Annotated in this window: 16 protein-coding genes; 6 read left to right on the top strand and 10 right to left on the bottom strand. The window is 74.3% G+C overall.

The genetic code is table 11. The annotated features are described in order from the left end of the window. Positions 1-22: 22 nt before the first annotated feature. The 5 genes from AB0953_RS07575 to AB0953_RS07555 all read right to left on the bottom strand — a co-directional run bounded on the left by AB0953_RS07575 (position 23) and on the right by AB0953_RS07555 (position 11,447). On the bottom strand, positions 23-1,654 hold the full coding sequence (locus AB0953_RS07575; RefSeq protein ID WP_366858454.1) for a succinic semialdehyde dehydrogenase: 1,632 nt from the start codon (positions 1,652-1,654) through the stop codon (positions 23-25). 109 nt (positions 1,655-1,763) lie between these two features. Continuing rightward, a complete protein-coding gene (locus tag AB0953_RS07570) occupies positions 1,764-3,452 on the bottom strand; it encodes a serine/threonine-protein kinase (RefSeq protein WP_366858453.1) in 1,689 nt (562 codons plus the stop codon). 114 nt (positions 3,453-3,566) lie between these two features. Next, positions 3,567-6,983 carry a hypothetical protein gene (locus AB0953_RS07565; protein WP_366858452.1) on the bottom strand — a complete coding sequence of 1,139 codons (3,417 nt, stop codon included), beginning with the start codon at positions 6,981-6,983 and terminating at the stop codon, positions 3,567-3,569. Positions 6,984-7,107: 124 nt separating this feature from the next. Beyond that, the gene (locus tag AB0953_RS07560) at positions 7,108-9,564 is read right to left on the bottom strand and encodes a serine/threonine-protein kinase (protein ID WP_366858451.1); all 2,457 of its coding nucleotides are present in this window, start codon (positions 9,562-9,564) and stop codon (positions 7,108-7,110) included. A gap of 176 nt (positions 9,565-9,740) precedes the next feature. Next, entirely contained in the window at positions 9,741-11,447 is a 1,707-nt protein-coding gene (locus tag AB0953_RS07555; protein ID WP_366858450.1) for a glycerol-3-phosphate dehydrogenase/oxidase, read from the bottom strand. A 319-nt stretch (positions 11,448-11,766) separates the two neighbouring features. Between AB0953_RS07555 and AB0953_RS07550 the strand changes: the two genes are divergently transcribed. Both AB0953_RS07550 and AB0953_RS07545 read left to right on the top strand, forming a co-directional pair. Next, positions 11,767-12,996, top strand: a complete 1,230-nt coding sequence (locus AB0953_RS07550) for a nucleotide sugar dehydrogenase (protein ID WP_366858449.1) — start codon at positions 11,767-11,769, stop codon at positions 12,994-12,996. 123 nt (positions 12,997-13,119) lie between these two features. Continuing rightward, positions 13,120-13,611: a hypothetical protein gene (locus AB0953_RS07545; protein WP_366858448.1), complete on the top strand. Its 492-nt coding sequence runs from the start codon at positions 13,120-13,122 to the stop codon at positions 13,609-13,611. Between the two features lie 100 nt (positions 13,612-13,711). On the opposite strand, the gene AB0953_RS07540 is transcribed toward AB0953_RS07545, so the two are convergent. The 4 genes from AB0953_RS07540 to AB0953_RS07525 form a co-directional block, all read right to left on the bottom strand. Continuing rightward, the gene (locus AB0953_RS07540) at positions 13,712-14,836 is read right to left on the bottom strand and encodes a GuaB3 family IMP dehydrogenase-related protein (protein WP_361912963.1); all 1,125 of its coding nucleotides are present in this window, start codon (positions 14,834-14,836) and stop codon (positions 13,712-13,714) included. A 476-nt stretch (positions 14,837-15,312) separates the two neighbouring features. Next, on the bottom strand, positions 15,313-16,818 hold the full coding sequence (gene guaB / locus AB0953_RS07535) for an IMP dehydrogenase (protein ID WP_366858447.1): 1,506 nt from the start codon (positions 16,816-16,818) through the stop codon (positions 15,313-15,315). Positions 16,819-16,978: 160 nt separating this feature from the next. Continuing rightward, positions 16,979-17,608, bottom strand: a complete 630-nt coding sequence (locus AB0953_RS07530) for a sigma-70 family RNA polymerase sigma factor (protein ID WP_361917894.1) — start codon at positions 17,606-17,608, stop codon at positions 16,979-16,981. A 406-nt stretch (positions 17,609-18,014) separates the two neighbouring features. Further along, positions 18,015-18,626, bottom strand: a complete 612-nt coding sequence (locus AB0953_RS07525; RefSeq protein ID WP_003948568.1) for a response regulator transcription factor — start codon at positions 18,624-18,626, stop codon at positions 18,015-18,017. Positions 18,627-19,005: 379 nt separating this feature from the next. On the opposite strand from AB0953_RS07525, the gene AB0953_RS07520 reads away from it, so the two are divergent. After that, positions 19,006-19,332: a WhiB family transcriptional regulator gene (locus AB0953_RS07520; protein ID WP_361917897.1), complete on the top strand. Its 327-nt coding sequence runs from the start codon at positions 19,006-19,008 to the stop codon at positions 19,330-19,332. 110 nt (positions 19,333-19,442) lie between these two features. Here the strand turns inward: AB0953_RS07520 and AB0953_RS07515 are convergent, their stop codons facing one another. Further along, positions 19,443-20,426: a LysR substrate-binding domain-containing protein gene (locus AB0953_RS07515; RefSeq protein ID WP_366858445.1), complete on the bottom strand. Its 984-nt coding sequence runs from the start codon at positions 20,424-20,426 to the stop codon at positions 19,443-19,445. A 90-nt stretch (positions 20,427-20,516) separates the two neighbouring features. Between AB0953_RS07515 and AB0953_RS07510 the strand changes: the two genes are divergently transcribed. From AB0953_RS07510 to AB0953_RS07500, 3 genes are all read left to right on the top strand, one after another. Further along, the gene (locus AB0953_RS07510; protein WP_366858612.1) at positions 20,517-21,185 is read left to right on the top strand and encodes an MOSC domain-containing protein; all 669 of its coding nucleotides are present in this window, start codon (positions 20,517-20,519) and stop codon (positions 21,183-21,185) included. 118 nt (positions 21,186-21,303) lie between these two features. Further along, the gene (locus AB0953_RS07505) at positions 21,304-22,077 is read left to right on the top strand and encodes an SDR family oxidoreductase (RefSeq protein WP_366858444.1); all 774 of its coding nucleotides are present in this window, start codon (positions 21,304-21,306) and stop codon (positions 22,075-22,077) included. A 95-nt stretch (positions 22,078-22,172) separates the two neighbouring features. Then, positions 22,173-22,862, top strand: coding sequence for an ester cyclase (locus AB0953_RS07500; protein ID WP_366858443.1), 690 nt, complete (start codon positions 22,173-22,175; stop codon positions 22,860-22,862). Positions 22,863-22,923 lie beyond the last annotated feature (61 nt).

Here is a 22,923-nt window from a genome sequence, read left to right as displayed (position 1 = left end):
ATCGGCGGTCGGCGGCCGGGGTTCAGCGCAGGCGGAGGGCCTTCATCACCTTCAGGCTGCGGGTCATGAACGCCGCGTACTTCTCGTCGTCCATGCCCAGCGCGGGGGCCATCGGCAGGACCCGCTGGTGGGCGACGGTCTGGGCCTCGGTGTACTTGAGGATGCCCTCGGAGCCGTGCCGGCGGCCGAGGCCGGAGTCCTTCATGCCGCCCATGGGCGCCTGGGCGCTGCCGTAGGCGGGGGCGTAGCCCTCGTTGATGTTGACGGTGCCGGTGCGCAGGCGGGCGGCGACGGCGTGGCCGCGGCGGGCGTCCTTGGTCCAGACGCTGGAGTTGAGCCCGTACGGGGTGGCGTTGGCCTGGGCGATGACCTCGTCCTCGTCGGTGAAGCGGTAGACCGAGACCACCGGGCCGAACGTTTCCTCGCTGCACACCGCCATCGGCGCCTCGACGCCGTCGAGGATGGTGGGCTCGTAGAACAGCGGGCCGATGTCGGGGCGGGCGGTGCCGCCGGCGACCAGGGTGGCGCCCTTGGCGACGGCCTCGTCCACGTGCCGGCGCACGGTCTCCAGCTGGCGCTCGCCGACCAGCGAGCCCATGTCCGCGCCGTACGCGAGGGAGCTGCCGAGCCGCATGGCCCGGGTGCGGGCGGCGAAGCGGTCGAGGAACGCGTCGGCGATCGAGGCGTGGACGTAGAGCCGCTCGATGGAGATGCACAGCTGGCCGGCGGAGGAGAAGCAGGCGCGGACGGCTCCGGCGGCGGCCTTCTCGACGTCCGCGTCGTGCAGGACGAGCATGGCGTTCTTGCCGCCGAGTTCGAGGGAGACACCGACCAGGCGGGCGGCCGCCCCCTGGGCGACCTCGCGGCCGGTACGGGTGGAGCCGGTGAAGGAGACGTAGTCGGCGTGCCGGACCACCTCGGGGCCGACGACGGGGCCCTCGCCCAGGACGATCTGGAAGACCTCGGCGGGCAGTCCGGCCTCGATCAGCAGGTCGCGGGCCCACAGGGCGGTGAGCGCGGTCTCGGTGTCGGGCTTCATCACGACGGCGTTGCCGGAGACGAAGGCGGGCAGGGCGTCGCCGACGGAGAGTTCGAGCGGGTAGTTCCACGGCGCGATCTGGCCGACGACCCCGCGCGGCTGGCGCAGCTCGGTCACCTTGGTCAGGGTGGGCATGGCGCCGGTGTGGCTCTTGGGCCGCAGGTACGCGGGGGCCTTGCGCCCGTAGTGGCGGGCGGCGACGGCGACGGCCTGGACCTCTTCGTGGGCGTGCAGGCGGGCCTTGCCGGTTTCCAGCTGGATCAGGTCGAGCACCTCGGCCTGGCGGGCCAGGACCAGGTCGTGGAAGCGGAGCAGGACGGCGGCGCGGCGGCGGACGGGCACCGCGGCCCAGGCGCCCTGCGCGGCGCGGGCCCGGTCGAAGGCCTCGGCGACGTCCTCGGGGGTGGCCTCGGGGAGGTCGGCGAGCTTGTCCCCGGTGAACGGGGTGTGGTTGGCGGTCCGGCCCGAGCCGAGCACTCCGCGGGTCAGCCGGGCGACCAGGCCGGGAGTGACGACATCGGCCGCCGTGCGGGCACCGGCCGGCGCGGGGGCGACCGGGTTGGTGGGCTGCGGTGCGGTGCGGAGGGGGGCCGCCGGGGCCTGCGAGTCCGTCATGGCGGTGAGCGTATTGCGCCCGGAGGGCTTTGGGTACCCGCCGGTAACCGGATTTTGCCAAAACCGCCAGCAACCGCTGGCAGGATGGCGCCGGGGCGCCCGCGGCGGGTCAGCCCTTCTTGGCGGGAGGCGCCCAGCCGCTGAGCACGACGTCGAACTGCTCCCGGGTGGTGGCCCAGTCGGCGGCCGGCCCCGACATGTACACCGCGTACTCGGTGCCGTCCGGCGCGATGTACATCTGCTCGATGGCCCGGCGCGGCCCCGCCTGCGTGCCCTTCTCGGTCCAGGTGAACTCCCAGATCGCCGAGCGGGTGCTGTCCTGGAAGGTGTTCTGGTTCAGCTTCTGCCGCTTGTAGTCGGTGCGCTGGCGCACCTGCTTCTCCAGGTCGAGCAGGTGCGAGTAGGGGGTGTCGTAGTCCGGCGTCGGGTCCGTCGCGATCCGGATGAAGTGCTTGCCGTTGTCGGCGGTGTAGTCGATCTGGTTGCCGTCCATCTGGCGCTTCCAGCCGTCCGGCACGTACAGGGTGAAGCCGACCGGGTCGGTGACCTCGGTGTAGCCCGACGGCGGGCCGGCGTCCTCCTCGCCGTCCTGGGCGTCGGGCGCGCTCGCGTTCTTGTCGGAGCCGCGGCCCTCGTCGGAGTCCCCGGTGAGCTTCAACACCCCGAACACGGCGCCGCCGCCGAGCAGCGCCGCCACCAGGGCGACGGCCGCGGCGCGCTTGATCCGGCCGGCGCTGCGGTCCGCGGGCGCGGGCGCGGCGGGCTGTTCGGGCAGGGCCGCCGTGCGGACCGGCTCGGTCGCGGTGGCGGCGGCCCGTGCGGTGGCGGGGACGGGTGATGCGGGGGTGGCGGCAGGGGCGGTGGCGGTCGCGGGGGCCGCGGTGGCGGTCGACTCCGGGGCGTGTGCGGTGGCGAGCTCCTCCGGGGTCACGGCGCGGGTCGGCACGTACGCCTGGGCCGCCTTCGGCTCCCGGCCCTCCATCGCCTCCAGCAGCATCCGCTCGGTCTCCTGCGCGGAGGGCCGCTCGTCGGGGTCCTTGCGCAGCAGGGCGGTGATGACCGGGCCGAGCGCCCCGGCCTGGCGCGGCGCGGGCGGCTCGTCGTTGACGACGGCCTGGAGGCTGGAGATGGGCGAGGTGCGGCGGAACGGCGAGCGCGCCTCGACCGCCGTGTACAGGGTGGCGCCCAGCGACCACAGGTCGGAGGCGGTTCCCGGGGTGGCGCCGGTGACCCGCTCGGGGGCCAGGTAGTCGATGGAGCCGACGATCTCGCCGGTGCGGGTGATGGAGGAGTCGCCCTCGATGGCGGCGATCCCGAAGTCGGTGAGCAGGACCCGCCCGTCCTTGGCGAGCAGCACGTTGCCGGGCTTGACGTCGCGGTGCAGGACGCCGACCGCGTGCGCGGCGCGCAGGGCGCCCAGCACGTGCAGCCCGATGCGGGCCGCCTCGCGGGGCTCGATCCGGCCGGCCGCCTTGGCGGCCTCGGCGAGGGAGGGGCCGTCGATGTGCTCCATGACGATCCAGGGCCGGTCGTCGTGTTCGAGCACGTCGTGGACGGTCACCACCGCCGGGTGCTGGATCCGGGCCGCGGCCCGGGCCTCCTTCTGCGTGCGGGCGTGCAGGACCTCCCGGTCGGCCTGGGCGACGTACAGACCCGCCGTCAGTTCCTTGACAGCGACGGTCCTGTGCAGGATCTCGTCATGGGCGCGCCAGACCTTGCCCATGCCCCCGCTGCCGATGGGCTCCACGAGCCGGTACCGGCCGGCGAGCACTGCGCCCACACCTGTCTGCTGTTCCACGAAACCCCGCCACTCTGTGCACTCCGGGCCAGATTACGAAGGCGGCGGCCCCGCCGATACACGGAGGGCATGGTTCCGGCACCACTGTGACGCAATTGCCGTACTGATTCCCCATCAGCCGCCCGATTTGTAACTGCCCGTGGCCTTCTCGAAGACCTCGGTGACCTTGCCCTCGCCGTCCTGCGGACCCGTCACCATGACGACGTGGTAGCTGCCGCCGAGGGCGACGACGAAGTTGCGCGCCACGACGTTGCGGCCGGCGCCGTCGATCCAGGTGTAGCGGCCGGTGACCCGCAACTGCTGGCCCACCTTGGTGGTCTTGACGTCGCCTCCGCTGGCCCAGGTGGAGGAGCGGTACGGGGCCAGTTCGGGCTCCTTGTCCTTCTGGTACGTCGCCGGATCCGGGTTGCCGCCCTCGACCTTGTCCCGGCCCGGGACGACGGTCAGGACGTACTGCCCGTCCGTGTAGCGGACCTGGCCGGCCTCGTTCATGCCGCGGCGCTCCCAGCCGTCGGGCACCGCGATCTCGAAGTGCTCCGGGTCCTGCTGGGTGGTGTAGCCGGGCGGGGCGGGCGCGGGGGACGGGGGCGCCGGGGATTGGGGGGCCGGGGATTGGGGGGCCGGGGCGGTCTTGGGCGCGGCCGCGGGCGAGGAGGTCCGCGTGTCGGCCACGGGCGCGGGTGCGTCGGCCTTGCCGGCCCGGCCCGCCTCCTGCGCGCGCGGGAGGAACAGCACGGCGTACGCCACGGCCCCGGCCATCAGGGCGAGCACGCCCAGCAGCAGGGTCCGGCCGAGGTGGCGCGGCCTGCGGGAGGGGGCCGGGTTGCGGTGCCGGCCGTGCAGGTCGCCGCGGCGGCGTACGACGGGCAGCCGCGCAGGATCCGGCTCCGGCGCCGGGAGCGCGCCGGGGCCGGCGGCGTCCGGCTCGGGGGCCGACCGCACGAGCGAGCGCAGCCAGCCGCGGAGCTCCTCGAAGTCCGGGCGCTCGGTGGGGTCCTGGCGCAGCAGCGACTCCACGACGGGGCGCAGCGGACCGCACTCCTCCGCGAAGGCGGGGGACTCGGCGCAGACCATCTCCACCAGCTCGGTGACGCTGTCCTCGGGGTAGGGGGCGTGGCCCTGCACGGCCCGGTAGAGCAGCGCGCCGAGCGCCCACAGGTCGGTGGCCGGGCCGACGGGGGCCGCCAGCTGCCAGGGGCCGCTGACGGCACCGGCCGCCTGCTCGGGAGCCCACCGCTCGGTGACGGCCCCGACGACGGCCATCCGCGTCTGCCGGGCCCGCTCCGCGTCCAGACCGGTACGGGGGCCGCCCCCGGCCCCGCCCCAGGCCGCGCCACCGGGACGCGGAGCCGGAGCCGCCGGGGCCGCGCCGTACCCGCCGGCCTCCGGCCCGGGCGCGGGGCGCGGCGCGGCGGCGGTGTGCGTGCCCTGCCGGCCTTGGGGACTCTGCCGGTCTTGCGGGCCTTGGGGGCCTCCGCTCGTGCCCGGGGCCGGGGGCGCGGCGTGCAGGCCCCTGCCGCCCTCCTGCCCGGCGGCTGCCGGGGCCCCGGGGTACGGGGCGCCTCCGGCGGCGGGCGCGGAGGCCTCCCCCGGGGACACGGCGCCCTCAGCCGTGGCGTACGGGCCGGGTGCGGCGCCCGGGCCCCGCGCCGGCCCACCGGCGGGGTGCGGAGCCCTGGCCTGGTCGGCGGACTGCTGCACGGGCGGGGGCGCGGGGCGGGCGCCGGCCGGCTGGGCCGGGACCGGCAGGATCGGCCGGGGCCGGCCGGGCCGGCCGGGCTGGCCGGACTGGCCGGACTGGCCGGGGGGCAGGTAGGCCGTCGGGGCCTCGGCCTGGTGGTAGCCCTGGGGCAGCGCCAGTTGGGCCGGGAGGGCGGGCCGGACGGGGTCGGCCGGGCCGGACTCCGGCCGCTCCTGCGGACCGGTCCCGCCTGCCGCTCCGGCCGTCGGAGGCGCGCCCTGCCGACGGGGCGCCGCCCCGTGCCAGGGCACCGCAGCACCTTCGACGCCGTCGGCGGCGGCCCGGCCCACGGTGGCGTCCGTACCGGTGGCCGTTCCGGTGCCGGCGCCGATGCCCGTGTGGGCCTCCGCACCGTCGGCCGCCTCCGTACCGGCCCTTGGACCCGGGGCAGTTCCGCTGCCGGAGCCGCTGCCGGCCGTTCCCGCGCCCGTCCCCGGGCCGGCGGCGGCGCCCAGGCCGGGGGCGGTGCCCGCGCCGGAGCCGCCGTGCGGGCCGGCACCCGGTCGGGCGGCCGACGCGGCAGCGCCGCCGGCCGGGCCGACCGCGGTGTCGGCGCCTCGACCCGGCTCCGGGGAGGCACCCGTACCGGCGGGTGCGCCGGGGACGGCGCCCTGGCCGGTTCCGGGGCCGGTCGGGGTGGCCGGGGCCGGGACGGGACCGCCGTAGGGGTACTCGTAGCCCTGCGGGAGGTTCGAGCCCTGCGGGCGCGGGCCCGCGGGCGGCACGGGGACGCCCTTGCGCTGCTCGGTGACGCGGGCCGTCGCGGCCTGCGCGCCCGCCCGGTACGCGGCGATGGCCCCGGCCCGGGCGGCGGCCTTCAGCTCGGGCCGGTCCGCGTCCCGGGCTCCGGGTGTGATGCGGTCCGTGGAGCGGGGCCCGGTGTCGTAGCCCGGCGCCACCAGTGGCGCGTAACCGCCCTCGCCCGCCCGGAAGTCCGGCGCTGACGGCGTCCCCTCGCTCCGGTCGGCGCCCCCGGCCCCCGTCACACCGCGCCCCTCGGAACCGGAGGCGGCGTACGGCCCCGGGCCGCCGGGCCCGGGCCGGGTCGGCACCACGTCGTGGCCGGGCGCGGCGGGCGCGAGCGGGCCGCCGGGCAGCGGCGGGGTGTTGCCGGCCGGCGGATTCGGGGCCGCGCCGGGGCCGGGGGGCGGCGGCGCCGTGTCCCACGCCCGGGCGGCGGGGTCGGCCGGGACCGGGTCGTAGCCGCAGAGGGCGTCCTCCGCGGCGCCGGCCGCCAGGCCGGTCAGCACGACGCGCCCGTCATCGCATATCAACACGGTCCGGACCGTGATGTTCCGGTGCGTCCACCCGTGGGCGTGCAGCGCCCGCAGGGCGGTCAGCAGGTCCGCGGCGACCTCCGCCGCCCGGTACGGGGTCAGCGGCTCGTCGGCGAGCAGCGCGGCCAGCGGCCGGGCCGGCACCAGCTCGCTCACTATCCACAGCGAGCCGCCCTCGGCGAACACGTCGAAGACCTGGTCCAGCCGGGGGTGGTCGGGGACGGAGGCGGCCGCCTGCGCCGCGGCGATGGCCCTGCGCACGGCGGGCAGCTCCCCGGCGGACGGGGCGCCCCGGGACGCGTGGACGCGCCCGGGACCGGGCCCGGTTAAGCCCTCGGCCTCGCCGTCCAGCAGCTCGGCGTCCACGACCTCCGGCAACGGCACCTGCCGTACCAGGACTTCCTGCCCGCTCCGCGTGTCGAACGCGCGCGTCTCGACCAGTTCGTACTCGTCCGACGGCGGCAGCGGCAGGCGGTAGCGGCCGGCCAGGATCCGACCCGCGTAGTCCTCCACTCCGCCTCCCCCGAGTACGTACCGGGCAGCCGGTTCCCCACGGCCCCCGCTGACACGATACGTCGCCCGGGGCGCCCGCGTCCCGGGCCTTGGGAGGCTCGTCAGCCGAGCGGGTGCGTCGGGGTCAGCCCAGCGGCTGGAAGGTCTGGAACGCCACGTCGCGCATCTGCTTGCACTCCGCGGCGTCCCACTGGTCGGCGGCGCAGCTGATCATGATGGCGTAGCCGTGGGTGGAGTCGATCTTGAAGCCGCGGTCGAGCACCCGGACCCGGACGCCCTTCTGGTCGCGCTCGAACTCCCAGTCCGCGACGGTCGGATAGTTCCGGTACGAGATCAGGTCCAGCCGGAGCTGGTGGTAGTTCTGGCTGCTCGCCCCCACCGCCGGGGCCAGCGCGACCCACGCCGCGCGGGCGTCGTTGCCGGGGTGGTCGGTGTAGTCGACCTGGATGCGCGGGAAGCCGCCGTCGCGGCTGTATATGGCGCCGGAGTTGTCGCCGGCGGTGTCCGTCTGCCGGAAGCCCTGCGGCATCGCCATCGAGAAGTGGTAGCCGGGATCCGTCACCAGGGCGAAGCCCGCCGGGATCCCACCGGCCGCGGGGCCGCCGGGCACGGCGCCCTGGCCCTGGCCCTGCCCCTGGCTCTGGCCCTGCGAGGCCGTCTGGCCCTGGCTCTGCCCGCCGCCGGGGCTCTGGGCCTGGCCGGGCTCGCCGGTGCCGCCGCCCGCCTTGCCGGCGGTGGCGGCGGTCTCGCCGGCCTTGCCGGAGCCGGCCGGGGAGGGGGCGCCGGAGACCGTGGTGCCGCCCTTGCCCTGGTCCTTCTTGTCCGCCGCGTCCCCGCCGCTGAACACGTACACCAGCAGCGAGCCGATGGCGGCGAGCGCGACGACCACGCCGGCGATGGCGAGGCCGATGGTGCGGCGGGACATGACGTCGGTGAGCGGGGCCGGCGCGACCGGGCCCCCCGGGGTCCGGCGGGCGCCCGAGGGCGGGACCGCGGGCTCGGCCGCCGCGGCGGTCGCCGTCACGGCGGCCTTGCGGGCCGCCTTCAGCGCGGCGCGGGCCCGCTCGCGCTGCTCGCGCTCGCGGCGTTCGCGCTCCTTCTTCTCCGCCTTCTCGGCCGCCTTCTCGGCGGCGGCCTTGGCCGCGGCCTCCTTGGCGTCCGCCAGCGATATCTGCCGGGTCTCCTCGACCGCGGTGGTCAGGCCCGCGCCGGCCACCGGCTCGGGCGCGTTGACGACGGCCGTCAGCATCGCCCGCGCGCGCGGCTCGTCGAGGCGGCGGGCCGGGTCCTTGGCGAGCAGGCCGTAGATGACGTCGGTGAGCGGGCCGGCGTTCTTCGGCGGGTCCACCTGCTCGGTCATCACCGCGGTGAGGGTGGCGAGGGCGGAGCCCTTGTCGTAAGGGGGCACGCCCTCCACGGCCGCGTACAGCAGGCCGCCGAGGGACCACATGTCGGCCGGCGGGCCGGGCTTCTGGCCGCGGGCGCGCTCGGGCGAGATGTACGAGGGGGCGCCGACGAGCATGCCGGTGGAGGTGATGGAGGGGTCGCCCTCGACCTGCGCGATGCCGAAGTCGGTGAGGACGACACGGCCGTTGGCGGCGATGAGCACGTTGGACGGCTTCACGTCGCGGTGCAGGATGCCCTGGTTGTGGGCGGCGCGCAGCACGTCGAGGACGGCGAGGCCGACCTCCGCGGCGCGATGGGGCGTCAGGGGGCCCTGCTCGCGGATGAACTCGGCCAGGGAGGGGCCCTCGATGAGCTCCATGACGATCCAGGGGCGGCCGTCCTCGTCGACCACGTCGAACACGGTGACGGCGCCGCCGCTGCGGATCCGGGCGATGGCCTTGGCCTCACGCAGGGTGCGGGTGATGAGGCGGCGCTTCTCGTCCTCGTCGACGCCGTTGCCGAAGCGGAGTTCCTTGACGGCGACGGTGCGGCCCAGGGTTTCGTCCTCGGCGCGCCAGACGGTGCCCATGCCGCCCTTGCCGAGGACTTCGCCGAGGCGGTAGCGGCCGGCGAGCAGCCGGCCCTCGGTCCCGGCGTCCGCGGCGGCCTTGGCGGCCGCGGCCTTGACGGCCGCCGCCACGGCATCGGCCTTGTCGATCACGGGATTCCCCGAGGTGGTCCGCACCGCCTCGGCCCCGTCGCCCTTCGCCCCGCCCGCTCTGCCCGCCGCGGCGGCGGCGCCCTTGGACAGGTCGAGCTTGCCCGACGTCCCGGCGGACGCGGGCTTCGACTGCGCGGCCACGGCGTCCTCGGGCGCGGCCCGGTCGGCGTCGGCAGAGGTCGGCTTCGCCGGTGCGGCCGTGGGCTTGGCGGGCTTCGGTTCGGGCCGGGCCGCCGCGGCCGGCTTCGCGGGCGCAGCCGGCGCTTCGGACGGCGTCTCGGCGGAGGCGGGGTCCGCGGTGTCCGGTTCGGCGGCGGCAGCGGCCGGCGCGGCCGTCGGCTTCGCCGGCGCGGGGCGCGGGTTCGGGACGGGCGCGCCGGAGGTGGGCGCGGCGGGCGGCTTCGCCCCGGCCGATCCCGGCTTCGCCCGGTCCTGCTTCGCCGCAGGCGAATCGGTGTGCTCCGGCTTCGACATGCGTCCCCTCTGCGATCGTGCCGCCTGCTCCGGCTGCCCCGGCATCCGCCGGGATGCCCGGTGGCCCGCCCCGGGAGAACCCGCGCGATAACCCGCCCCGGCAGAACCCTTATTGTTCCTCACTCCGCAACGGACGGGAGCCCCGGGTCCGCGGTTCCCCCGGCCGTATCCCGGAGTTACAACGGAACGATGTCGGGCGCCCCCAGCCGGGCCGCATCGGCCGTCTGGTCGTCGGGCTGCCGCTGCGATTCCCGCTCCGCCTGCACCCTCTTCTCGTAGTGCTCGACTTCCTTCTCGATCTGCTGCTCGTCCCACCCCAGCACCGGAGCCATCAGTTCCGCGCACTCCCGCGCCGACCGCGTCCCGCGGTCGAAGGTCTCGATGGAGATGCGGGTCCGCCGCGTCAGCACGTCGTCCAGGTGCCGCGCCCCCTCGTGCGAGGCCGCGTACACCACCTCCGCCCGCAGGTAGTCGTCCGCCCCGCCCAGCGGTGCGCCCAGCGAGCGGTCGGCCGCGACGAGGTCGAGGAGTTCGTCGGTCAGCGACCCGTACCGGTTCAACAGGTGCTCCACGCGCGCCACGTGAAGGCCCGTCCGGGAGGCGATCCGGGCCCGCCCGTTCCACAGCGCCCTGTACCCCTCGGCCCCCACCAGCGGCACCTCTTCCGTCACGCAGTCCGCGACCCGCATGTCCAGCCCGTGCACCGCCTTGTCGACGGCGTCCTTCGCCATGACCCGGTACGTGGTGTACTTGCCGCCGGCCACGACCACCAGCCCCGGCACCGGATGGGCCACGGTGTGCTCGCGCGAGAGCTTGCTCGTGGCATCCGACTCGCCGGCCAGCAGCGGCCGCAGGCCCGCGTACACCCCCTGCACGTCGTCCCGGGTCAGCGGCACCGCCAGCACCGAGTTGACGTGCTCCAGCAGGTAGTCGATGTCGGCGCTGGAGGCCGCCGGGTGGGCCTTGTCGAGGTCCCAGTCGGTGTCCGTGGTGCCCACGATCCAGTGCCGGCCCCACGGGATGACGAACAGCACGGACTTCTCGGTGCGCAGGATCAGCCCGGTGCTCGAATGGATGCGGTCCTTCGGCACGACCAGGTGGATGCCCTTGGACGCCCGGACGTGGAACTGCCCGCGCTCCCCGATCAGGGCCTGTGTGTCGTCCGTCCACACCCCGGTCGCGTTGACCACCTGCCGGGCGCGGATCTCGTACTCCGTGCCGCCCTCCACGTCCTGCACGCGCGCGCCGACGACCCGTTCGCCCTCGCGCAGGAAGCCGACGACCCTCGCCCGGTTGGCGCAGTGCGCCCCGTACGCGGCGGCGGTGCGCACGAGCGTGGTGACGTACCGCGCGTCGTCCATCTGGGCGTCGTAGTACTGCAGGGCGCCGACGAGGGCGTCCTTGCGCAGGGCGGGAGCCACCCGCAGGGCGCGCCGCCGCGACAGGTGCCGGTGGAGCGGCAGGCCGCGCCCGTGGCCGCTGGAGACGGACATGGCGTCGTACAGGGCGACGCCCGATCCGGCGTAGAGCCGCTCCCAGCCCTTGTGCTGGAGCGGGTAGAGGAAGGGCACGGGCTTGACCAGGTGCGGGGCGAGCCGCTCCAGCAGCAGGCCGCGCTCCTTCAGCGCCTCGCGGACGAGGGCGAAGTCCAGCATCTCCAGGTACCGCAGGCCGCCGTGGATCAGTTTGCTGGACCGGCTGGAGGTGCCGGAGGCCCAGTCCCGCGCCTCGACGAGCCCGGTGGCCAGGCCCCTGGTCACGGCGTCGAGCGCGGTGCCCGCGCCGACGACGCCCGCGCCGACCACCAGTACGTCCAGTTCCCGCTCGGCCATCCGGGTGAGCGCCTCCGCGCGCTGCGCCGGCCCCAGTGTCGCTGTCCTCACGGCTGCCTCCCGTCGGTGCGGGCCGTCCCCGCTCGGTGCGGGCCCGGTCCTGCTCGTGTGCGGGCCGTCCCCGCTCGGTGTGCGGGCCGCACCTGCGCGGCGCAGGTGATCCCGCTCACATCCCCCGTCCTCGATTCTGACCCGGCGCACCCGCATCAGCCACCGCCTGTGGACAACACAACGCGACCATCACCCCGTAATACGACAGATCGGTCATATATACGCCTAGTCTGACATCGTGCCAGCCGATTCGACCCTCGCGGTCCACAGGACTTGCGCACGCAGCACCCTCATGCATGCCAGGGAAGGGACGGCCACCATGCCCGCAGACCTCGCCGTCATCGGCCTCGGCCACCTCGGCCTGCCGCTGGCCCAGGCCGCCGTCGCCGCCGGGATCGAGACGGTCGGCTACGACAGCGGCCCGGCCACCGACTCCACCCTCACCGCCGCCGAGGTCCGCCGCATGTCGGCCGCCGGCTTCCGGATCACCACCAACCCCGCCGAGCTCGGCCGCGTCCGCACCGCCGTGATCTGCGCCCCCACCCAGCTCGGCGCCGACCGCGCCCTGGACCTCTCGGCCGTCGGCGCCGCCGGCCGCACCCTCGCCGCCCGGCTGCGCCCGCACACCACCGTCATCCTGGAGTCCGCCGCCCACCCGGGCGTCACCGAGGACTACCTGCGCCCGATCCTGGAGGCCGGCTCGGGGCTGCGCGCCGGCCGCGACTTCCACCTGGCCTACTCCCCCAGCCGCCACGACCCCGGCAACCGCACCCACACCATCGCCAACACCCCCAAGGTCATCGGCGGCCTCACCCCCGCCTGCACCGAGTCCGCACACGCCTTCTACGCCCGCATCGCCGAGAAGGTGGTCCGCGCCCGCGGTCTGCGCGAGGCCGAGACCGTCCAGCTCCTGGAGACCAACTACCGGCACGTCAACATCGCCCTGATGAACGAGATGGCGGTGCTCTGCCACGACCTCGGCGTCGACCTGTGGGACGTCATCCGCTGCGCCGAGACCAAGCCGTACGGCTTCCAGGCCTTCCGCCCCGGCCCCGGCGTCGGCGGCCACAGCGTCGCCCTGGACCCCAACTACCTCCCCCACACCACGCGTACGCCGGGCCACCCCCTGCGCATGGTGGGCCTCGCCCAGGAGATCAACGGCCGGATGCCCCAGTACGTCATCCAGCGCTGCGCCACCCTGCTGAACGAGCACGGCAAGTCCGCCCGCGGCGCCCGCGTCCTGCTCCTCGGGGTCACCTACAAGTCCGACCTCGCCGACCAGGAGGGCTCCCCCGCCCCCGAGATCGCCAGCCGCCTCCTCGACCTCGGGGCGCTGATCAGCTACCACGACCCGTACGTCGCCGGCTGGCGGGTCCGCGACCAGCCGGTCCCCCGCGCCGAGTCCCTCTACGAGGCGGCCGCCACCGCCGACCTGACGATCCTGCTCCAGCACCACCGCACGTACGACCTCCAGGGCCTGGCGGTGAAGGCCCAGCTGCTCCTGGACACGCGCGGGGCGAGCCCGGCGGGGGCGGCCCACCGGCTCTGAGCCGTGGAAATCCCCGCTGCGGATGTCGGACCGGACTGCTAGCCTGCGGCGACTTATCTCGCGCATACATCCCGTGGGCCCCGACCAGGCACACGTGCGCCCGAATCCCGGGGGGGATTTCCCATGAGCCAGCAGTTCCAGCCGCCCGCGCCCGACTCCCTGACCACGGCGGCCCCGGCCGCCCCGTACGCCGCCGCGCCCGCCCGGAGCGGCACCATCGGCCTGGGCATAGCCGCGGCCGTGGTCGCCGCCCTCGTCGCGGCCGGCGTGTACGGCGCGATCATGAGCGCCATCGATCGCCAGATCGGCTACGCCGCGGTCGGCGTCGGCCTCGTGATCGGCCTCGCCGCGGGCCGTGTCGGCGGCCGGAACATCGCCCTGCCCGCGGTCAGCGCCGTCCTCGCCCTCGGCGCCGTCTACCTGGGCCAGCTGGTCTACGTCGCGCTGGAGCTCGCCGACTACGCCGGCACGGGCGTCGCGGACGTCGTCTTCGACAAGCCCGGCATCAGCGGGATCGCCGACATCTGGAAGGAAGGCGCCGAGGCCATGGACTACGTCTTCCTCGCCATCGGCGGCGCGGTCGCCTTCAGCGCCGCCAAGAAGACCGCCGACTGACGACGGCCACGTCGGCCACGACGGCTCCGGACGCGCCGAAGGGCCGGCTTCCCGGGTGGGGGCCGGCCCTTCGGCGTACGTAGGGTGTCGTGCCGTGCGGTCAGCGGCTGTGCTGGGAGTCCGCGACGGTGACCTCAACCCGCTGGAACTCCTTGAGCTCGCTGTAGCCGGTGGTGGCCATCGAGCGGCGCAGGGCGCCGAACAGGTTCATCGAGCCGTCCGGGGTGTGCGACGGGCCGGTGAGGATCTCCTCGGTGGTGCCGACGGTGCCGAGGTCGACCTTCTTGCCGCGCGGCACGTCCTCGTGGACGGCCTCCATGCCCCAGTGGTGGCCCTTGCCGGGCGCGTCGGTGGCACGGGCCAGCGGGGAGCCCATCATCACGGCGTCGGCGCCGCAGGCGATGGCCTTCGGCAGGTCGCCGGACCAGCCCACGCCGCCGTCGGCGATGACGTGCACGTACCGGCCGCCGGACTCGTCCATGTAGTCGCGGCGGGCCGCGGCCACGTCGGCGACGGCGGTGGCCATCGGGACCTGGATGCCGAGCACGTTGCGCGTGGTGTGGGCGGCGCCGCCGCCGAAGCCGACCAGGACGCCCGCGGCGCCGGTGCGCATCAGGTGCAGGGCCGCGGTGTACGTGGCGCAGCCGCCGACGATGACCGGGACGTCGAGCTCGTAGATGAACTGCTTGAGGTTCAGCGGCTCGGCGGCGCCGGAGACGTGCTCGGCGGAGACGGTGGTTCCGCGGATGACGAAGATGTCGACCCCGGCGTCCACGACGGCCTTGGAGAACTGGGCCGTGCGCTGCGGGGAGAGCGCGGCGGCCGTGACGACGCCGGAGTCGCGCACCTCCTTGATGCGCTGGCCGATCAGGTCGGCCTGGATCGGGGCGGAGTAGATCTCCTGCAGGCGGCGGGTGGCGGCCTCCTCCGACAGCTCGGCGATCTCGTCGAGCAGCGGCTGCGGGTCCTCGTAGCGGGTCCACAGGCCCTCGAGGTTCAGGACGCCGAGGCCGCCGAGCTCGCCGATGCGGATGGCGGTCTGCGGGGAGACGACGGAGTCCATCGGGGCGGCCAGGAACGGGAGCTCGAAGCGGTACGCGTCGATCTGCCAGGCGATGGAGACCTCCTTCGGGTCCCGGGTGCGCCGGCTCGGGACGATGGCGATGTCGTCGAACGCGTACGCCCTGCGGCCGCGCTTGCCGCGCCCGATCTCGATCTCAGTCACGTGTGGTGGCCTTTCCTCTGGGTCTGCCCGTCCAGTATCCCCGAAGGGCGGGCCCGCGCGTTTCCGTGCCCGCCGTCCGGACAGGGCCGCCGCCGCGGTGCGGCTTCCGCCGCGGAGCCTGTCCCCTCCCCGCCCCTTCCCGAAACCGGGGGCTCCGCCCCCGGACCCTCCCCCAGCTACCGCTGGGGGTACCCCCAGCGCCTCAAACGCCGGCGAGGCTGATGGTGCCGCTGCGCGGCAATTCCAGCCCGCGCGGTGTGTGAGCGCACCGGGCGCGGAGCGCACGGCCGGGGGTCCGGGGGCGGAGCCCCACGGTTTCGGGAAGGGGCGGGGAGGGGACTGCTCCGCGCAGCGGCAGCCGCAGCGGCAGCGGCAGCGGCAGCGGCAGCCGCAGCGGCAGCGGCGGGCGGCGGCAACGGCCGAGGGGCGGGCCCGGTAGTCTCCGGGACCGCCCCTCGGGCAGGGTCGGGAGGGCGTCAGCCCTTGCGGCTGTAGTTCGGGGCCTCGACCGTCATCTGGATGTCGTGCGGGTGGCTCTCCTTGAGGCCCGCCGAGGTGATGCGGACGAAGCGGCCGCGCTCCTGCAGCTCCGGGACCGTGCGGCCACCGACGTAGAACATCGACTGCCGCAGGCCGCCGACCAGCTGGTGGACGACCGCCGAGAGCGGACCGCGGTACGGGACCTGGCCCTCGATGCCCTCGGGGATGAGCTTGTCGTCGCCGCCCACGCCCTCCTGGAAGTAGCGGTCCTTGGAGAAGGACTTGCGGTCGCCGCGGGACTGCATCGCGCCGAGCGAGCCCATGCCGCGGTACGACTTGAACTGCTTGCCGTTGATGAAGAGCAGCTCGCCCGGGGACTCCTCGCAGCCCGCGAGCAGCGAGCCGAGCATCACCGTGTCGGCGCCCGCGACGAGGGCCTTGGCGATGTCGCCGGAGTACTGCAGGCCGCCGTCGCCGATGACCGGGACGCCCGCGGCCTTGGCGGCCAGCGAGGCCTCGTAGATGGCGGTGACCTGCGGGACGCCGATGCCGGCCACGACGCGGGTGGTGCAGATGGAGCCGGGGCCGACGCCGACCTTGATGCCGTCGCAGCCGGCGTCGACGAGCGCCTGGGCGCCGTCGCGGGTGGCGACGTTGCCGCCGATGACGTCGACCGACGAGTTCGACTTGATCTTGGCGACCATGTCGCCGACCAGGCGGGAGTGGCCGTGCGCGGTGTCGACGACGATGAAGTCGGCACCGGCCTCGATCAGGGCCTGGGCGCGCTCGTACGCGTCGCCCGCGACGCCGACCGCGGCGCCGACCAGGAGGCGGCCGTCCTTGTCCTTGGCGGCGTTCGGGTACTTCTCCGCCTTGACGAAGTCCTTGACGGTGATGAGGCCCTTGAGGACGCCCGCGTCGTCGACCAGCGGCAGCTTCTCGATCTTGTGGCGGCGCAGCAGCTCCATGGCGTCCACGCCGGAGATGCCGACCTTGCCGGTGACCAGCGGCATCGGGGTCATGACCTCGCGCACCTGGCGGCTGCGGTCCGACTCGAAGGCCATGTCGCGGTTGGTGACGATGCCGAGCAGCTTGCCGGCGGGGTCGGTGACCGGGACGCCGGAGATGCGGAACTTGGCGCACAGCTCGTCGGCCTCGCGCAGCGTCGCGTCCGGGTGCACCGTGATCGGGTCGGTGACCATGCCGGACTCGGAGCGCTTGACCAGGTCGACCTGGTTGGCCTGGTCGGCGATGGAGAGGTTGCGGTGCAGCACGCCGACACCGCCCTGGCGGGCCATCGCGATGGCCATCCGGGACTCGGTCACCTTGTCCATCGCCGCGGAGAGCAGCGGGACGTTGACGCGGACGTTGCGCGAGATGAGGGAGGAAGTGTCGATCTCGTCCGGTGCCATGTCCGACGCGCCCGGCAGCAGCAGGACGTCGTCGTACGTAAGCCCGAGCGCAGCGAATTTGTCGGGCACTCCGTCGGAGTTGACAGTCATGACACCTTCCCAAATGGTCTTGCTCAGCGCGGATGTCCATGCTAACGGGATCGGGACGCGTCTCATTCCACGAGCGAGATCACTCCCAATTTTCGTGGGTTCCTCCTATTGATCGGGGATCTCCGGAGGGGTCCGGCCGCGCGCTGCGGACCGGCCGCCGCTACTGCTCGGCGAGCGCCCGCAGCCGGCTGAGCGCCCGGTGCTGGGCGACCCGCACCGCGCCCGGGGACATCCCGAGCATCTGGCCGGTCTCCTCGGCGGTCAGCCCGACGGCGACGCGCAGCACGAGGAGCTCGCGCTGCGTCTCGGGCAGGTTGGCCAGGAGCTTGCGGGCCCAGGCGGCGTCGCTGCTGAGCAGGGCGCGCTCCTCGGGGCCCAGGGAGTCGTCGGGCCGCTCGGGCATCTCGTCGGAGGGCACGGCCGTGCTGCCGGGGTGGCGCATGGCGGCCCTCTGGAGGTCGGCGACCTTGTGCGCGGCGATGGCGAAGACGAAGGCCTCGAAGGGGCGGCCGGTGTCCCGGTAGCGCGGCAGCGCCATCAGGACGGCGACGCAGACCTCCTGCGCCAGGTCCTCGACGAAGTGGCGGGCGTCCCCGGGCAGCCGCGACAGCCGGGTGCGGCAGTAGCGGATGGCCAGGGGGTGCACGAAGGCGAGCAGGTCGTGAGTGGCCTGCTCGTCGCCTTCCACGGCGCGGCGCACCAGCGCGCTGACGGCCCCGGCGCTGCCGCCTTTGGCGGCTCCGGTGGGCCCTGTGGCCGCGGAGGAGCCCAGGGCCTCGTCGTCGCGCATCAATCCATGGTGCCTTGGCGCCGGAGCGTTCGCGGCACCTCGGCCCGTGTTGTGCATCGAAGCGTTATGAGCGGGTGCGCCTGAACTCGTCACTGCACACTCCCCTCCCGCTCGCCCGAACAGTCCCCGAGGCCCCATCCCAGAAAATGCGCCACACCCTCAAGCATGCGGCATCGCGCACGAAGCGACACGTCCCCCGGATTGTGCCCCGCCAACCCCCCGCTGCGCACGGGGTGCGACGGGACGGATACGGACGGATCCGCGGACCGGCCGATCGCGGACCGGCGGATACCGGAGCGGCGGTTCGGGGGCTTCGCGTCCAGGGGCGCGGCGCGCGTGGTGCGCGCCGCCCCGCCCGCCGGCGGCGGACGGGACCACCCTCAGCGTCCGGCCCGCGGGAGCGCGGTCAGCGGACCAGGCCCCAGCGGAACCCGAGCGCCACGGCGTGCGCCCGGTCGGAGGCGCCCAGCTTCTTGAAGAGCCGGCGGGCGTGCGTCTTGACCGTGTCCTCCGAGAGGAAGAGCTCGCGCCCGATCTCCGCGTTGGACCGGCCGTGGCTCATGCCCTCCAGCACCTGGATCTCGCGCGCGGTGAGCGTGGGCGCGGCGCCCATCTCGGCCGAGCGGAGCCGGCGCGGCGCGAGGCGCCAGGTCGGGTCGGCGAGCGCCTGCGTCACCGTGGCCCGCAGTTCGGCGCGCGAGGCGTCCTTGTGCAGGTAGCCGCGGGCGCCGGCGGCGACGGCCAGGGCCACCCCGTCGAGGTCCTCGGCCACGGTCAGCATGATGATGCGGGCGCCCGGGTCGGCCGAGAGCAGTCGGCGCACCGTCTCGACACCGCCGAGCCCGGGCATCCGTACGTCCATGAGAATCAGGTCGGAGCGGTCGGCGCCCCAGCGGCGGAGGACTTCCTCGCCGTTGGCGGCCGTCGTCACACGCTCGACGCCGGGCACGGTGGCAACCGCGCGACGGAGCGCCTCTCGGGCAAGCGGGGAGTCGTCGCAGACGAGGACGGAAGTCATGACCGCCCTCCGCAGCTGCTGATGCGCGTCACCTTGAGCCTCCAGGCTGGTACGTATCGTCACCTGTGCGGTCGATGCCCTCGGACACCTGTCCGGGAACTTCTTGGTTCAACCGCCTTCGCTCTCTCAACGATGGTCACTCGAAAGAGTTACGGGTCGGACGGACACCTTCGGCACTCTACGTGAGGACGCGATCACGCGACTGGCGCAACTCGCCAATCGTCCTCCATCTGGAGGTATGCCCTATTTGGCGGCTTTCCTTCCGTTTGCCATGTGTCTGAGGCTAGATTCCCAATGAGTCATATTTACATCTACTACGACAGTAGGTGTGGAGACTTGGACCGTATCCGTCTCAGTACCGGCACCAAGAGGACTACCCATGGCAGATTTCTCCCGCCTCCCCGGACCGAACGCCGACCTCTGGGACTGGCAGCTGCTGGCCGCCTGCCGGGGAGTCGACAGCTCCCTCTTCTTCCACCCCGAGGGCGAGCGCGGTGCGGCCCGGAGTGCGCGTGAGGCCTCGGCTAAAGAGGTCTGCATGCGCTGCCCGGTGCGTTCGGAGTGCGCCGCGCACGCCCTGGCCGTCCGCGAGCCCTACGGGGTGTGGGGCGGCCTCACCGAGGACGAGCGCGAGGAGCTGATGGGCCGCGCCCGCCATCGCCTGATCCCCGCGTCGAGCACGATCGGACGGATCGCCCCGGACTGACGGGGCGAGAGAAGAAACGTTTCCTCTTACGGGGGGCGGGCCTTCCGTACGACCGTGGCGGCGCGGGCGCACCGGCAGCCGCCGGCGCGCCCGCGGGCGCGCGTCGCGCGTCAGCGGACGGCGGCCCGCTCCAGCTGGGCGAGGGTCGCGGCCACGGCCGGCACCCGGGCGAGGTCCGGCAGGGTCAGCGCCACGATCTCGCGCTCGACGGCCGGCTCGACGGCCAGCATGCTCACGCCCTTGGCCCGTACGGACTCCACCGCGAGCTCCGGCAGCACCGCGACGCCCAGCCCGGCTCCGACGAGGCCGGCCACGGCCGGGTAGTCGTCGGTGGCGAAGTCGATGCGCGGGGTGAAGCCCGCGCCCTCGCACACCTCGACGAGGTGGCGGCGGCAGCGCGGGCAGCCCGCGATCCACGGCTCGTCCGCGAGGTCCGCCATGCCCACCCGCTCGGCCCCGGCCAGCCGGTGCCCCTCGGGGACCAGCCCGACGAGCCGGTCCGTCAGCAGCGGCCGTACGACCAGGTCGTCCCACTCGGCGGGCGCGTCCGCAGCGGCACCCGCCCCGGCGCCCGCTCCGGCACCCGGCGCCGCACCCGCCCCGGACCCCGCGTCGCCCCCGGCCCCGGCCCGCGGGGCCGAGCCGTACCGGAAGGCCAGCGCCACGTCGCAGTCGCCGTCGCGCAGCATCTCCACCGAGCGCGGCGGCTCCGCCTCGACCAGCGAGATCCGGGTCCCCGGGTGCTCGGCGCGCATCGCGGCGAGCGCCGTCGGCACCAGGGTGGAGCTGCCGCTGGGGAACGACACGAGCCGGACCCGCCCGGCGCGCAGTCCGGCGATGGCCGCGACCTCCTCCTCGGCGGCGGTCAGGCCGGCGAGGATCCCGGCGGCGTGCCGGACGAGCGCGGCGCCGGCCTGCGTCAGGCGCATCTCGCGGCCGGCGCGGACGATCAGCGGGGTGCCGGCCGACTGCTCCAGCGCCTTCATCTGCTGGGAGACGGCCGGCTGGGTGCAGCCGAGTTCGCGGGCGGCGGCGGAGAAGGAGCCGGTGCCGGCCACGGCGCGCAGGACGCGGAGATGACGTGCCTCGATCACCCTTCGAGCATAAGCCCCGCTTTGAAGCCCCCACCCATATTCCGGTGCCCCTTTGAGGGGGCTCGGTTAGCGTGTGCTCCCATGGCGCCCATGCATGTGATCTCCGTGAACACCGGCCGCGCGACGGCCTCCCCGCACACCGACGCCGAGGGCGGGGTGACGGGCATAGGCAAGCGGCCGGTCCCCGGCCCGGTCCGCGTCTTCGCCCCGGGGCCCAGGGGCGTCGGGGCCTCCGGCGTGGAGGGGGACGCCGTGTGCGACCTGCGCCACCACGGCGGCGACCACCAGGCGGTGTACGCGTACGCCCGCGAGGACCTGGACTGGTGGGAGGGGCAGCTGGGGCGCGAACTGCCCGGCGGGGTCTTCGGCGAGAACCTCACCACCTCCGGCATCGACGTGAACGGCGCCCTGCTCGGCGAGCGCTGGCGGATCGGCTCCGAGGTGGTGCTGGAGGTGGCCTCGGCCCGCATCCCGTGCCGCACCTTCCAGGGCGCGCTGGACGAGCGGGCCTGGGTCAAGCGGTACACCGAGGCCGTGCGGCCGGGGGCGTACCTGCGCGTGGTGCAGGAGGGCGCCGTCTCGCCGGGCGACCGCGTGGAGGTGCTGAGCCGTCCGGACCACGACGTGACGGTCGGGCTGTGGTTCCGCGCGTTCACCACCGAGCGGGAGCTGCTGGCGCGCACCCTGGCGGCCGGCGCGGCGATGGAGCCGCAGGCGCACGCGAAGGTGCACGCGTACATGGAGAAGTACGGGAAGTAGCCGGCCGGCAACGGGTGCGCGACCGCGGGCGCCCGCCGCGCGGCGGGAAAGCGGACGAAGTGGTACCGCCAGGGCGGGCCCGCACCGGCCCGCCGTCCGGTGCGGCTAGGTTGCGGCTATGACGACTGCGTTGATCACTGGATCCACGGCGGGCATCGGCGCCGCCTTCGCCCGCCGGCTCGCCGCCGGCGGCCACAACCTGGTCCTGGTGGCCCGGGACACGAAGCGGCTCGCCGAACAGGCGACGGAGCTGCACGACCGGCACGGCATCGAGGCCGAGGTGCTGGCCGCGGACCTGTCCACCGACGAGGGCATCGCCGCGGTCGAACAGCGCCTCGGCGACCGCACGCACCCGGTCGACCTGCTGGTCAACAACGCCGGCTTCGGCAACAAGGGCCGCTACCTCGAGGTGGCGATGGCCGACGAGCTGGCCATGCTGAAGGTGCACGTCGAGGCGGTGCTGCGGCTGACCTCGGCGGCCACGGAGTCGATGCGCTCGCGCGGCCGGGGCGGCGTGGTCAACGTGGCGTCGGTTGCGGCGTTCGTGCCGCGCGGGACGTACGGGGCCAGCAAGGCCTGGGTGGTGCAGTTCACCCAGGGTGCGGCGCGGGACCTGGCGGGGTCGGGCGTACGGCTGATGGCGCTGTGCCCGGGCTTCGTGCGCACGGAGTTCCACCAGCGGGCCGGCATGGGCACGGACAACATCCCCGGCTGGATGTGGCTGGACGCCGACAAGTTGGTGGCCACGGCCCTGGACGACCTGGCCCGCGGCAGGACGGTGTCGATCCCGGATCCGCGGTACAAGGCGCTGATGGGTGTGGTGAAGCTGGCGCCGCGCGGGCTGCTGGGCGGACTGTCCTCGCGCACGGGCCGCAAGTACGGGCCGCGGTAACGGGACCGGGCGGCGGCGGAGGCAGTGCCTCGAAACCGGCTGGACGGATGAAATCTCCCTAAAATGGACATATTCCTTCCAGTCCGGGAGACGTCATGACATTCGTACAAATTGTCGATTACGAGACCAGCAGGCCCGAGGCCGTCAACGAGCTGCTCGACCGCTACCTGGAGCAGACCAACGGCAAGCGCACCGTGACGCACAGCGTCATCGGCAAGGACCGCGAGTCCGACACGCACTATGTCGACGTGGTCGAATTCCCGTCGTACGAAGACGCCATGAAGAACTCTCATCTTCCGGAGACGGACAAGATGTTCCAGGAGATGGTGGCCCTCTGCGACGGGATGCCGCGGTTCACCAACCTCGACGTCGTGCGCGACGAGCACCTCAACACCCTCATGGCGAACCGGATGTTCGACGACATCGCGATGAAGGGCGACATGGATGCGGTCGAGGAGATCTTCGCCGCCGACTACCGCGACCACGACATCAGCAACCCCGTCGACAAGATCGGTCCCGAGGGCATCCGCGAGGATGTGCAGATGTGGCGCACCGCCTTCGACTTCTCCTTCACCCGTGACGCGCAGATGGCCCAGGACGACTACGTCACCACGCTGTGGACCTGGACGGGCAAGCACAAGGGCGAGTTCATGGGCATCGCCCCGACCGGCAAGACCTGCACGATGACCGGCACCACGGTCTTCCGCTGCGAGGACGGAATGATCAAGGAAGGCTGGTGGCACTACGACGCCATGCGCGTGATGCGGGAGCTCGGCGCGATGTAGCAGCCCCGCGGGAGCACCGGTCCCCACACGGCGAAGGCCCCGGTCCCCACCGCCGGGCGGC

The sequence above is a fragment of the Streptomyces sp. NPDC046866 genome (assembly GCF_040704625.1).
Lineage (GTDB): Bacteria > Actinomycetota > Actinomycetes > Streptomycetales > Streptomycetaceae > Streptomyces.
This window is presented reverse-complemented; position numbering and strand designations above follow the sequence as displayed.

What these genes read in the sequence shown, in the direction of transcription:
- AB0953_RS07575 (WP_366858454.1), bottom strand. Translation starts at nt 1,654, where the DNA reads ATGACGGACTCGCAGGCCCCGGCGGCCCCCCTCCGCACCGCACCGCAG.
- AB0953_RS07560 (WP_366858451.1), bottom strand. Translation starts at nt 9,564, where the DNA reads ATGTCGAAGCCGGAGCACACCGATTCGCCTGCGGCGAAGCAGGACCGG.
- AB0953_RS07550 (WP_366858449.1), top strand. Translation starts at nt 11,767, where the DNA reads ATGCCCGCAGACCTCGCCGTCATCGGCCTCGGCCACCTCGGCCTGCCG.
- AB0953_RS07545 (WP_366858448.1), top strand. Translation starts at nt 13,120, where the DNA reads ATGAGCCAGCAGTTCCAGCCGCCCGCGCCCGACTCCCTGACCACGGCG.
- guaB (WP_366858447.1), bottom strand. Translation starts at nt 16,818, where the DNA reads ATGACTGTCAACTCCGACGGAGTGCCCGACAAATTCGCTGCGCTCGGG.
- AB0953_RS07530 (WP_361917894.1), bottom strand. Translation starts at nt 17,608, where the DNA reads ATGCGCGACGACGAGGCCCTGGGCTCCTCCGCGGCCACAGGGCCCACC.
- AB0953_RS07525 (WP_003948568.1), bottom strand. Translation starts at nt 18,626, where the DNA reads ATGACTTCCGTCCTCGTCTGCGACGACTCCCCGCTTGCCCGAGAGGCG.
- AB0953_RS07520 (WP_361917897.1), top strand. Translation starts at nt 19,006, where the DNA reads ATGGCAGATTTCTCCCGCCTCCCCGGACCGAACGCCGACCTCTGGGAC.
- AB0953_RS07510 (WP_366858612.1), top strand. Translation starts at nt 20,517, where the DNA reads ATGCATGTGATCTCCGTGAACACCGGCCGCGCGACGGCCTCCCCGCAC.
- AB0953_RS07505 (WP_366858444.1), top strand. Translation starts at nt 21,304, where the DNA reads ATGACGACTGCGTTGATCACTGGATCCACGGCGGGCATCGGCGCCGCC.
- AB0953_RS07500 (WP_366858443.1), top strand. Translation starts at nt 22,173, where the DNA reads ATGACATTCGTACAAATTGTCGATTACGAGACCAGCAGGCCCGAGGCC.